The sequence below is a fragment of the Phenylobacterium sp. genome, from assembly GCF_041916435.1.
Classification (GTDB): Bacteria; Pseudomonadota; Alphaproteobacteria; order Caulobacterales; family Caulobacteraceae; genus Phenylobacterium.
Genome location: NZ_JAYRZM010000002.1, coordinates 390364 through 402646, shown reverse-complemented (window position 1 = coordinate 402646; position 12283 = coordinate 390364). Strand labels below are relative to the sequence as shown.

The following is a 12283-nucleotide window of genomic DNA, read 5'->3' as shown; positions in this document are numbered from 1 at the left end:
GGGGACCATGACTCGACACCCCGACGTTCGCCGCCGCCGAAACGTTCAAAGTCCCCCTCCGTCTCGGCGCTGACGCGCCGATCCACCTCCCCCAAAAGGGGAGGATCTGAACGCCCCCGCCGACGCCGCCCCAAGATGCTCCCCCTCTGGGGGAGCTGTCCCGAAGGGACTGAGGGGGCTGTGGCTCAAGGCCCCCTCCGCCAGTGTGGCTGGGGTTGACCTGCGCCGGATTCCCAGAAGACCATCTGCGATGGCGTTGGTGATCTATGGCTCGCCCCGGTCGCGCACGATGCGAACCCTCTGGGCCGCCGCTGAACTCGACCTTGCATACGAGCACGTCCCGCTCGAATGGAATGATCCTGGGCTCAAGACCCCGGCCTTCCTGACACTGAACCCAGCAGGCAGCATTCCAACCATCGTCGACGACGGCGTCGCCGTCGCCGAATCCATGGCCATCAATCTCTACTTGGCGAAGAAATACGCGCGGCCGAGCAACGCACTCTATCCGAAGTCGCCGGACGCCGAAGCGCAGGTCTGGCGATGGAGCCTGTGGGCGCAGGCTCATCTGGAGCCTTGGGTGCAGCATGACGCCGCGATGGGCGAACTGCGCGCCTCGGCGGGCGATGCCATGTCGGAGCTGGCGGCGCAGGGGCTCAATGCGCTCGACCGCACCCTCGGCGGCCGCGCCTGGCTTGTTGGCGAGCGGTTCACAATAGCAGACCTCAACGTGGCGGGCGTGCTATCGCCATCACGTGCCGCACGGCTCGACCTGACGCCCTACGCTCACGTGCGCGGCTGGCTGGACGCCTGCTACAGCCGCCCCGCGGCCCTAGCAGTGCGGGCTAGGTTTTCCTGACCTCGCCCGTCGCCCCCGGGCGGAATCTTCACTACATAGGGCTCATGAGCGAAGCCGCCTTACCCCGCACCACCCGCTGCCTGATCATCGGCTCCGGCCCGGCCGGCTACACCGCCGCCATCTACGCCGCCCGAGCCCTTTTGAAGCCCGTGCTGATCGCCGGCATCCAGCCGGGCGGCCAGCTCACCATCACCACCGACGTGGAGAACTATCCGGGCTTCGCCGACGTCATCCAGGGCCCCTGGCTGATGGAGCAGATGCAGGCCCAGGCCGAGCACATGGGCGCCGAGATCGTCCACGACATCGTCACCGCCGTGGACCTCTCCGAGCGCCCGTTCCGCCTGACCTGCGATTCCGGGGAGACCTGGCTCGCCGAGACCCTGATCATCGCCACCGGCGCCCAGGCCCGGTGGCTGGGGCTGGAGAGCGAGGAGAAGTTCAAGGGCTTCGGCGTCTCGGCCTGCGCCACCTGCGACGGCTTCTTCTACCGCAACAAGGAGGTGGTCGTGGTCGGCGGCGGCAACACCGCCGTGGAGGAGGCCCTCTACCTCACCAACTTCGCCTCCAAGGTCACGCTCGTGCACCGGCGCGACGAGTTCCGCGCCGAGAAGATCCTGCAGGAGCGCCTGTTCGCCCACCCCAAGGTCGAGGTGGTCTGGAACAGCGCCATCGACGAGGTGCTGGGCTCCGCCGATCCCCTCGGCGTCACCGCCGTGCGCCTGAAGAACGTCAAGACCGGCGAGACCCGCGAGCTCTCCTGCGACGGCGTGTTCGTCGCCATCGGCCACGCCCCGGCCGCCGAGCTCTTCGCCGGCCAGTTGGAGACCCACAACGGCGGCTACCTGAAGGTCCACGCCGGCACCCCCAACACCGCCATCAAGGGCGTCTACGCCGCTGGCGACGTCACCGACGACGTCTACCGCCAAGCCGTCACCGCGGCCGGCATGGGCTGCCAGGCCGCCCTGGAGGCTGTGCGCTTCCTGGCCGAGGAAGACCACAAAAAGGCCCACCACCCGATCACCCACAAGGATTCCAAGGAGATCGGGGTCTGGTGAGGCGCCGGCCCTAGCCGCCGGCGGCCAGGGCCTGCAGCACCGCGGCCGGCGTGATCGGGATGTGCCGCAGCCGCACGCCCACGGCGTTGAAGATCGCGTTGGCGATGGCCGGCGCCACCACGGTGGTCATCGGCTCGCCCAGGCCCACCGGCGGCTCGGTGCTTTCCACGAAGCTGATGTCCACCACCGGCGTGTCGGCCATGCGCAGCGGCTGGTAGGTGTTCAGGTTGGTGTCCTTCACCTGGCCGTTCTCGAAGGCCGTGCCCTCGTGCAGCGCCATGCTGAGGCCCCAGAGGGCCGCGCCCTCGGTCTGCGCCCGCGCGCCGTCCGGATCGACGACCGTGCCGGCGTCGGTGACCAGGGTCAGCTTCTCCACCGTCACCACGCCGGTCTTGCGGTCCACGTGCACCTGCGCGGCGCAGGCGACCCAGGTGGGCATGTCGCGTTCCTGGCCGAAGCTGGTGGCCATGCCGATCCCGGTGTCGGCCGGCAGGGTCAGGCCCCAGCCGGCGCGCTCGGCCACCCGGCGCACCACCTCGGCCTGCCGGTGGGCGCCGCCCACCGCCGAGGGCGGCCCGCCGGCGTTGCGCCCCGCGCCCGTCAGGTGGCTCAGCCGGAACTGCACCGGGTCGATCTTCAGGTGGTGGGCCGCCTCGTCCATGAAGCTTTCCACCGCGAAGTTGGTCCAGCCGGGCCCCACCGAGCGCAGCCAGCCGGGACGGAAGCCCTCGTTGGCCACGTCGTTCGAGATCGCCCGCACCTTCTGCGCGCCCACGTCGTACCAGTGGTCGGCCCCGGAGATGGCGAACGGGTCGTAGGCCACCCCGTTCGCGCCCTTGGGCATGAAGAAGGCGGCCATCACCTGGGTGGGCCAGCCGGCGCAGGCGTGGTGCTCCATCGCCGTCACCTTCCCCGCCTCGCCGAACGCCATGCGCAGGGTCTGGATCGAGGCCGAGCGCACGGAATCGAAGCGCGCGTCGTCTTCGCGGGTCAGGATCACCTTCACCGGCTTGCCCAGCGCCTTGGAGGTCAGCGCCGCCGGCACGGCGTAGTCGCCGTTCAGCCGCCGTCCGAAGCCGCCGCCCAGCATGTAGGTGCGCATGACGATCCCGGTCTCGGGCCGGCCCAGCGCCTTGGCCAGCACCGGCAAGGCCAGGCTCTGCCACTGGTTGCCCGTGTGGATCTCGAACACGCCGTCCTTCTCGAAGGCCAGGGCGTTCACCGGCTCGAGCTGGAAATGCAGCACCGTGGCGGTGGTGTAGCTCTCCTCCAGGGTCGACTTGGCGGCCTTGAACGCGGGCGCGGTGTCGCTGTCGCCGCCGGTGTCCAGGATCGCCCCGCCGTCGGCCTTGGCGATCAGCGCGCGGCCGTGGTCGATGATGTCCTTCTCCGACAAGGTCGCGCCGGGCCCGGCCTTCCACTTCACCTTGATCAGGTCGGCCGCGCGGATCGCCGCCGGATAGCTCTCGGCCACCGCCATCACCCAGCCGGGCACGGTCTGCGAGGGATCGTCCAGCACCACGTGCTGCAGATAGCCCTTCACCGTCTTGGCGGCGCTGTCGTCCACCGACACCACCTTGGAGCCGTTGCGCGTCGGCGGCATCACCGGCCGGGCGTAGACCATGTTCGGGACCTTGGCGTCGATGCCGTAGATCGCCGCCCCGGTGGTCTTGGCGGCCACGTCCAGCGCCTTGGTCGGCTTGCCGATCAGCCGCCGCTCGGCCGCCGGCTTGATCGGCAGCTTGGCCAGCTCCTCGGGGGTGAACTTGCGGTCCGAGCCGCCGCGCCGCACGATCTCGCCGTAGCTGATCGAGCCGCCCGGCCCGCTGACCACGCCGTTGCGCGCCCGGCAGGCGGCCGGCGGAACGCCCATCAGCTTGGCCCCCGCCTCGATCAGGGTGATGCGCCCGGCCGCCCCGGCCTGGCTGAAGATCGGGAAGGTCTGCCACACCGACCAGCTTCCGCCGGTGACCATCAGCCCCCACTTCGGATCGCTGTCCACGTGGGTGATGCGCACCTTGTCCCAGTCGGCCTCCAGCTCGTCGGCCAGGATCCGCGCCAGCGAGGTGCCGACGTGCTGGCCCATCTCGGCGCGGATGATGTTGATCGTGACCATGCCGTCGGCGTCGATCCCGAACCACAGGGTCGGCTCGAACTGCGTGGCGGCGGGCTGGGGCGGCACGCCGCCGGGCGCGGCCGGGTCCATCGCCGCCTCCACCACCCGCGAGAAGCCGAACAACAGGCCCGCGCCGGTGCTCGCCACCAGGAAGTTGCGGCGGGAAAGGGCGTTCGCCGCCGCGGCCTTGAACTCGATCCGGCTTATGACTGTCCGCCCGCCATGGCCGCGGCCGCCTGCTTGATCGCCGCGCGGATGCGCAGATAGGTCATGCAGCGGCACAGGTTGCCGCCCATCACCGCGTCGATGTCCTGGTCGCTCGGCGCGGGGAAGTCCTTCAGCATGGCCGCCGCCTGCATGATCTGGCCCGACTGGCAGTAGCCGCACTGCGGCACCTGCAGCGCCCGCCAGGCCTCCTGCAGCGGGTGCGCGCCATTGGGGTCCAGCCCCTCGATCGTCGTCACCTGCGCGCCCTCCACGGCGGCGACGGGCGTGACGCAGGCCCGGGTCGCGCGGCCGCCCACGTGCACCGTGCAGGCGCCGCACATGCCGATCCCGCAGCCGAACTTGGTGCCCGTCAGGCCGATGTCGTCGCGGATCACCCACAGGAGCGGGGTGTCGTCCTCGACGTCCACCGACACCGGTTTGCCGTTGATCGTGAAGCTGGTCATGGCTGCGCGGTGTCCTCCGAGCGGATCGCGGCGATCTTCTTCTCAAGGTCGGGCCAGGCCGGCTTGTCCGTGCGCGTGGCGCGCAGATAGGCCGCCAGGCGGGCCACGTCGGCGTCGCTCAGCCGCGAGAAGGCCGGCATCACCACGCCGGGCGCGCCGTCCTCGGCGTCGATCCCGTCCAGGACCACGCGGACCAGGTTGGTCGGATCGTCCAGGTTGAGGGCGCTGTTGAGCGCCAGGTCCGGCCGCAGCGGGTTCGGCCCGGCGGCCCCGTTGTAGTGGCACGCCCCGCAGGCCGCCGCGTAGAGCCGCGCGTCCGCGTCGTACTGCAGCCCGCCGCCCGCCCGGTCGGCCGCCGCCGCCTTGCGCAGGGCCGGCGCCAGGCTCGCGGCGCGGGTCGCCGCCCCGTTCACGTCGGTCAGATAGACCGCCATCGCCTGGATGTCGGCGGCGGGCAGCGCGGCCAGCCCGCGCGCCACCGGCGCCATCGGCCCGGCGGCCGTGCCGTGGTAGCGGCTCACCCCCTCGGTCAGATAGGCGACCAGTTCGGCCTTGTCCCACGGCGCGGGCGAAGGATCGGCGGCCGTCAGCGGCGGCGCGATCCAGCCGTCGATCATTGCGCCGGCGAAGGTCCTGCCCGTCTTCTCCGCGCCGAGCACGTTGCGCGGCGTGTGACACGCGCCGCAGTGCCCGACGGCCGCGACCAGATAGGCGCCGCGGTTCCATTCGGCGCTCTTGTCCGCGCGCGGCTCGAACCGCCCGGCACGGAAGAACAGCAGCTTCCAGCCCGCCTGCAGCGCGCGCACGTTCAGCGGGAACGGCACGGTGTTCGCCTTGGCCGGCGCGCTCACCGGCGCGCGCGTCATCACATAGGCGTAGAGCGCCGAGACGTCCCCGTCCGACAGCTTGGTGAAATGGGTGTAGGGCAAGGCGGGAAACAGATGCGAGCCGTTCCGCGCCACGCCTTCGCGCAGGGCCCGCGCGAACGCGGCCTCCGACCAGGTCCCGACGCCCGTCTTGGCGTCCGGCGTGATGTTGGTCGAATAGATCGTCCCGAACTGGGTGCGCATCGGATAGCCGCCGGCGTAGGCGGCCCCGCCCTTGGCCGTGTGGCAACTGCTGCAATTGCCCGCCGAGGCCAGCACCCGTCCGCGCTCGACCAGCTCCGGCGCGAAGCTCGAGGGCGCAGGCGGCTGGATCGGCTTGAGCGAGGGACGCCAGGCGATGACGCCGAGCCCGATCACGCCCACGGCCAGGATCGCGATCAAACCAATAGCCACGCGTTTCAGCACGGAAGGCTCCTGGTCCGCCGGGCCGTCAGCAGGCTGACGAAGGCCCTGGAAGGCGATCAGGTTCTACCGATTGTTGCAGGGCTGCAAGGCCCAGTTTGCATTCGCGACGCATCAGCCGGCGGGCTGGTTCCCGCCGCAATGGTCGTCTAACTCTGCCGTGCGCGGCCCCGCCGCGACCGACCACCGCCAGCCCCGAGCAGCCCCGAGACCTCAATGTCCAACCTGATCGTCCGCGGCGGCCGCGCCCTGCGCGGGACCGTCACGCCCTCAGCCAACAAGAACGCGGTGCTGCCGGTGCTCTGCGCCACCCTGCTTTCGAAGGAGCCGATCGTCCTGGAGCGCGTCCCCGACATCACCGACGTGCGCAAGATCCTCGACTTCTTCCGCGCCCTCGGCAGCGACGTGGACATGGATTTCGAGACCGGAACCCTCCGCCTGCGCCACGGGGCGGACCTGGACCCCGCCAAGGCCCACCTGCCGGTCGGCATGCGCTCGTCGATCATGCTGATCCCGGCGCTGCTGCACCGCTTCGGCCGCGCCAGCCTGGAGGACGACGTCAAGGGCTGCACGCTCGGCGCGCGCGAGATCGACCCGCACATCGAGGTCTTCCAGGCCTTCGGCGCCCAGGTGACCACCGAGGGCGAGGCCATCGTCATCACCGCCCGCGACGGCTTTTCCGCCGTCGAGCACTGGCTGGACTACGCCTCGGTCACCACCACCGAGAACTTCGTGCTCTGCGCGGTCACCGCCCGCGGCCTGTCGCGGCTGACCAACGCGGCCTGCGAGCCCCACGTGCAGGAGTTCTGCGCCTTCCTGAACCTGATCGGCGCCAAGGTGTTCGGCGTCGGCGCCTCGACGCTCACCATCGACGGCGTGCGCGAACTGTCCGGAACCACCTACCGCTTCTCCGACGACTTCCACGAGATCGCCACCTTCCTGGCGATGGGCGCGATCACCGGCGGCGACATCAGGGTGCGCAACACCTGCCCCGAGCAGTTCCCGCTGATCGACCGCACCTTCGGCAAGTTCGGGGTCGAGGTCGCCCACCGGGACGGCTGGTCCACCGCCCGCCGCGACGGGCCCCTGCGCGTGCGCCAGCCCTTCACCAGCCACATCCTGCAGAAGGTCGAGGCCGCCCCCTGGCCCTACATCCCCGCCGACCTCTTGCCGATCTTCATCGCCCTCGGCGTGCGCGCCGAGGGCTCGGTGATGTTCTGGAACAAGGTCTACGAAGGCGCCCTGGGCTGGACCTCCGAACTCGCCAAGTTCGGCGGCCTGGCGGTGCTGTGCGACCCGCACCGGGTGATCACCTACGGCGGCAAGCCGCTGGCCCCGGCCCAGGTGGAGAGCCCCTACATCATCCGCGTGGCCATCGCCCTTTTCATGCTCGCCGCCTCCATCGAGGGCCGCTCGGTGATCCTCAACGCCGCCCCGATCCGCCGCGCCCACCCCCGCTTCATCGAAAACCTCAACGCCATCGGCGCCGACGTCGAATGGGAGATGGGCGACTAGGCGCCGCCCGGATGCTCCCGCTCCAGAAAAGCCCCCATACGCCACCCGCGCCCCAAGGAGATGCTCTCCGTCTGGGGGAGCTGTCGCGAAGCGACTGAGGGGGACTTACGACTCCACGCCCCCGCGGTCGCCGCCGCCGAAACCTCCAAAGTCCCCCTCCGTCTCCGCGCTCACGCGCCGATCCACCTCCCCCAAGAGGGGAGGATCTTCCCACCACTCGCCGCCTGAGCCTCAAAGATGCTCCCCCTCTGGGGGAGCTGTCCCGAAGGGACTGAGGGGGACTTTGACTCGCCCCCCGCCAAGACCGCTCCGCCGCTGGCCGCTCGATCACGGAGAGATGTCGTCAAAGTCCCCCTCCGTCTCGGCGCTCGCGCGCCGATCCACCTCCCCCAGAAGGGGAGGATCTGAACGCCCCCGCCGACACCGGTCAAAGATGCTCCCCCTCTGGGGGAGCTGTCCCGGAGGGACTGAGGGGGACTTTGACTCTACGACACCGACCTTTCCGAACGCGCCGCGCAATTCACGGCGGCGCGCGCTTGCCCTAGACTGCGGCCATGATCCGTCACGCCCGCCCCGCCGACCGTCCCGCCATCGGCGAGGTCACGGCCGCCGCCTTCGGCCGGACCGACGAGGCCGACCTCGTCGAGCGCCTGCGCAAGGCCGGCGACGTGATGTTCGAGCTGGTGGCCGAGGAGGACGGCCAGATCGTCGGCCATATCCTCTTCAGCCGCCTGTGGGCCGACCGGATCGAACTGCTCTACGCCGCCCTCGCCCCGGTCTCCGTGCGCCCCGACCGCCAGCGCCAGGGCCTCGGCGGCGAGCTGATCCGCGCCGGGCTGGACGCCTGCCGCGACTTCGGCGCCAGCGGCGTGCTGCTGCTCGGCCATCCGGACTACTACCCGCGCTTCGGGTTCAGCGCCGAGGCGGCCGCGCAGGTGGCCTCGCCCTACGCCGGCTCGCCGGCCTTCATGGCCCTGGCGCTGGAGGACGGCGCCTTCGAAGGCCCCCTCACCGTCGCCTATCCGGACGCCTTCACGGCTTGACCGGGCCCGCCGCACCGGCGTCCGCCTTGGCCTCGAAATTCGCCAGCGCCGCGTTGATCTGGCGCACCTCGTCCGGGGTCGGCGCCCGGCGCGAGGCATGCAGCACGCCGGCCACCCGGGTCCGCACGCCGTCAGGCGCCGTCGGGTCGGCCACGGTGTAGGCGCGCGCCTCGCCCCCCGTGCCCAGGGTCACCGTCCGCTCCGGCGGCGGCCGCACGGGCGTGGGCGCCGAGGGATCGGCCGTGCGCGGATCGGTCCCGTCCAGCACCGCCAGGGTCAGATGGGCCTCGCGCCCAGTGTAGCGCCCGGTGAAGGCCGCCGCCTCCCCGCCCGGGCCGGTCCAGCGGTAGAAGATGTGGTCGCCGATCCGAGTCAGCTTCACCAGCGTCGGCGCCCAGTAAGGGGCCACGTAGTCGGCGTGATAGTGGGTGGCCGGTCCCACCGCGCCCAGCACGAAACCGTCCAGCGCCCGCTTGGCCACCACCTGCGCCCGCGCCCAGCCGGCCGCGCCCGGCGCGCGCGCCAGCGAGCCGTCGCAGGTGAAGCTGAACTGGCAGCCCGTCGGCAGCGAGGCGCCCTGGTAGACGACGCCGCACACCGTGTTCGGATAGGCCGGGTGGCGCACGCGGTTCAGCACGATCTGCGCCACCGCCTCCTGCCCCTCGGCCGGCTCGTTCCCCGCCTCGAAGTAGACCGCCTGGGTCAGGCACTTCAGCGCCCTCGCCCGGTCGCCGGCGTCGGTCTTCAGCACGAACGGCCGCATCGGCTGCACCGGCTCCGGCGCATAGGGGGTGAGCGCGTTGATCCGCCGGGCGGTGTCGTCGAAGGTCGTGCCGAAGCCCAGGCTCGGGAAGTCGGCCAGGTGGAAGGTCTCCCAGCCCCGCGGCCGGCCCCAATAGTCGGTCTTGCGCGCCGGATCGTGCCGCCGGGCCAGCGCCCGCGCCGCCCCGTCCATGTCCGCGGCGATCCGCGCCAGCCCCGCGTCGGACAGGCCGTGCGCCTCGCGGGCCAGCCGGGTCAGCCGCGCCGTCTCGCCGGCCGCGCTCCTGTCGGCGCAGCCGGCCAGGCCCGCCGCCAGCAGCACGAGCGGCGGCAGGAGCCTTGCGGCGAGGCGGCGGGGGAAAGCGGCGAGAGCCACGGCGATCCGGGGGCGGCGGGCGGGATGCAGCGAATATGGGCTTCGGCGAAGCGGCCGCAAGCCGGCGAACATCCTGGAAAGTCGGGCGGTTTTGCGATCGCGGCGGCCAACTTCAGGGAACGGGCGAAAGCCTGGAAGGTTGCGCCTGACGGTCAAGGCCAGCATGTTGCCGACGATCCGCGCATCCGCTGGATCGTCGGCAACGTGGAAGCTGGTGGCGACGCCGTCGACAGAATGGCCCCTCCGCCTCGTGCCCAGGCGAAGACCGCCGTGGCTGCACGCGCTGGGCGCCACCGTGCTCGCCCTCGCCGCCGCGGTGGGCGCCCGGCTGGCGTTCCTCGGCGCCGACGACGGACTGGCCGCCTCGGCCACCTATTTTCCCGCCTTCATCCTCGCCGCCTACCACGGGGGCCTGCGCTGGGGCTGGGCGGCCCTGGCCGCCTCGGTGCTGCTCGGGATCGCCGCGCCGGGGCTGCTGGCCGTCGCCGAGACGGCCGACCAGCTCCTGCTGTTCGTCGCCTCCGGGGCCCTGACGGTGGTGGCCGCCGGCCTCCTGCGCCAGGGCCTGATCCGCATGAACGACATGCGCAAGGCCCTGCAGCACGCCCGCGACGCCCTGCAGCGCAGCGAGGCCACCGCGCGCCTGGCCGAGGAGATCGGCGGCTACGGCTTCTGGGACCGCGACATCCTCACCGACAAGAGCATCTGGTCCTCCGGGCTCTATCGCATCTACGGGCTCGAGCCCGGCCCGCCGCCCAGCCTGCGCGAGGTGCTCCAGCGCATCCATCCCGACGATCGCGACATGATGCGCCGCCTCACGATCGAGTCGCTGACCACCGGGCGCATGGACCCGGCCGAGTTCCGCGTCGTGCGCCCCGACGGCGACGTGCGCTGGGTCATGTCGCGCGCCGAGATGATCCGCAACGCCCAGGGCGAGGTGGTGCGCGCGGTCGGCGTCAACATCGACATCACCGAGCAGCGCCGGGCCAACCAGAAGCTGCGCGAGAGCGAGGCGCGCTTCCACGCCCTGGCCGACAGCGCCCCGGTGCTCCTGTGGGTGTCGCGCCCCGACAACACGCGTGAGTTCGTCAACAAGACCTACGTCGACTTCCTCGGCGTCCCCTACGACGAGGCGGTCGCCTTCGACTGGCGCCGGCGCGTGCACCCCGACGACGTGGGCCGCATCGTCGAGGAACAGATGCTCGGCGAGAGCTCGCTCAAGCCCTTCACCCTGGAGGCGCGCTTCCTGCGCCGCGACGGCGAATGGCGCTGGATCCGCTCGGTCTCCCAGCCCCGGCTCGATCCCTCCGGCGCCTTCGCCGGCCTCATCGGCATCGGCTACGACATCACCGAGGCGCACCGGGCCGAGGAGGACCTCACCCGGATCAACGAGCTCCTGGCCGAGCGGGTGCAGGCCGCCCTCGCCGAGCGCGACCAGGCCGAGGCGGCCCTGCAGCGGGCGCAGAAGCTGGAGGCCGTGGGCCAGCTCACCGGCGGCGTGGCGCACGACTTCAACAACCTGCTGACCGTGGTCATCGGCGCCCTGGACCTGATGCAGCGCCACCCCGACGACGCCGACCGCCGCGAGCGCATGATCGAGGCCGCCCTCGGCGCGGCCCGCCGCGGCGAGCGGCTGACCCAGCAACTCCTGGCCTTCTCCCGCCGCCAGAACCTGCGCCCCGAGCTGGTCTGCGTCGACGACCTGCTGCGCGAGAGCGAGCCCCTGCTGCGCCGCGTCGTCGGCGAGGCGGTCACCTTCACCCTGGCCTCGGCGGCCTCCGGCGCGCTGGCGCGGATCGACCCGTCGCAGCTCGAGGCGGCGGTCATGAACATGGTGGTCAACGCCCGCGACGCGACCGCCGACGGCGGGGCGATCCGGATCGAGACCCGCGTGGCGCCCCTCGCCGCCGGCGAGGTCGAGGACCTGTCGGCCGGCCAGTACCTGTGCGTGGCGGTGCACGACACCGGCGTCGGCATGGCCCCGGAGGTGATCGCCCGCGTCTTCGAGCCCTTCTTCACCACCAAGGAGGTGGGCAAGGGCACCGGGCTGGGCCTGTCGCAGGTCTACGGCTTCGCCCGCCAGAGCGGCGGCGGCGTGGCCATCGACAGCGCGCCGGGCAAGGGCGCCACCGTGCGCTTCTTCCTGCCGCTGGCCGAGGCCGAGCCGCCCGGCGCGCCCGCGCCCTGCCCGCTTGAGCCGCCGCCGCCGGTCCACCCCGCCCTGTCGGTGCTCCTGGTCGAGGACGACGACGCGGTGGGCGATCTCGTCTTCGCCATGCTCCAGGAGCTGGGCCACAGCGTCATCCGCGCCGCCAACGTGGACGACGCCGAGCCGATCCTGCGCGGCGACCAGACCGTCGACCTGCTGCTCACCGACCTGGTGATGCCCGGCGGGCGCACCGGGGTGGATCTGGCCCGCGAGGCCACCGCCCTGCGCGTCGGCCTGCCGGTGATCCTGTCGTCGGGCTACACGGGCGACGCGCTCAGCGCCGCCGACGGCGCGCCCTGGCTGCTGCTGCGCAAGCCCTACTCCGCCGAGACCCTGGCCCACGCCATCGAGACCGCGCTGGCCCGCGCCGTCGAGGCGGTCTGAGCCCGGC

At 71.8% G+C, this 12283-nt stretch carries 9 protein-coding genes; 5 read left to right on the top strand and 4 right to left on the bottom strand.

Features of this window, described 5'->3' with window-relative positions:
- Window positions 1–250: 250 nt before the first annotated feature.
- Together ACE3TA_RS06810 and trxB are read left to right on the top strand one after the other, a co-directional pair.
- A complete protein-coding gene (locus tag ACE3TA_RS06810; protein ID WP_374571853.1) occupies window positions 251–856 on the top strand; it encodes a glutathione S-transferase family protein in 606 nt (201 codons plus the stop codon).
- A 44-nt stretch (window positions 857–900) separates the two neighbouring features.
- On the top strand, window positions 901–1911 hold the full coding sequence (trxB, locus tag ACE3TA_RS06805) for a thioredoxin-disulfide reductase (protein WP_374571851.1): 1011 nt from the start codon (window positions 901–903) through the stop codon (window positions 1909–1911).
- A gap of 10 nt (window positions 1912–1921) precedes the next feature.
- Here trxB and ACE3TA_RS06800 read toward each other — a convergent pair whose 3' ends face one another.
- The 3 genes from ACE3TA_RS06800 to ACE3TA_RS06790 are packed head-to-tail and all read right to left on the bottom strand — an operon-like array spanning window position 1922 to window position 5990.
- Window positions 1922–4174, bottom strand: coding sequence for a molybdopterin cofactor-binding domain-containing protein (locus ACE3TA_RS06800; protein ID WP_374571849.1), 2253 nt, complete (start codon window positions 4172–4174; stop codon window positions 1922–1924).
- Between the two features lie 56 nt (window positions 4175–4230).
- Window positions 4231–4698 (bottom strand): (2Fe-2S)-binding protein, encoded by a 468-nt coding sequence (locus ACE3TA_RS06795; RefSeq protein WP_374571847.1) that lies wholly within the window; start codon window positions 4696–4698, stop codon window positions 4231–4233.
- Window positions 4695–5990: a cytochrome c gene (locus ACE3TA_RS06790; RefSeq protein ID WP_374571845.1), complete on the bottom strand. Its 1296-nt coding sequence runs from the start codon at window positions 5988–5990 to the stop codon at window positions 4695–4697. Before ACE3TA_RS06790 ends, ACE3TA_RS06795 begins: the two co-directional genes overlap by 4 nt.
- 213 nt (window positions 5991–6203) lie before the next feature.
- Between ACE3TA_RS06790 and ACE3TA_RS06785 the strand changes: the two genes are divergently transcribed.
- Window positions 6204–7502, top strand: coding sequence for a UDP-N-acetylglucosamine 1-carboxyvinyltransferase (locus tag ACE3TA_RS06785; protein ID WP_374571843.1), 1299 nt, complete (start codon window positions 6204–6206; stop codon window positions 7500–7502).
- Between the two features lie 554 nt (window positions 7503–8056).
- The gene (locus ACE3TA_RS06780; RefSeq protein WP_374571841.1) at window positions 8057–8545 is read left to right on the top strand and encodes a GNAT family N-acetyltransferase; all 489 of its coding nucleotides are present in this window, start codon (window positions 8057–8059) and stop codon (window positions 8543–8545) included.
- Here ACE3TA_RS06780 and ACE3TA_RS06775 read toward each other — a convergent pair.
- Entirely contained in the window at window positions 8535–9683 is a 1149-nt protein-coding gene (locus ACE3TA_RS06775) for a cell wall hydrolase (protein ID WP_374571839.1), read from the bottom strand. The genes ACE3TA_RS06780 and ACE3TA_RS06775 overlap by 11 nt on opposite strands.
- Before the next feature lie 250 nt (window positions 9684–9933).
- On the opposite strand from ACE3TA_RS06775, the gene ACE3TA_RS06770 reads away from it, so the two are divergent.
- On the top strand, window positions 9934–12276 hold the full coding sequence (locus tag ACE3TA_RS06770; protein WP_374571837.1) for a PAS domain-containing protein: 2343 nt from the start codon (window positions 9934–9936) through the stop codon (window positions 12274–12276).
- Window positions 12277–12283 lie beyond the last annotated feature (7 nt).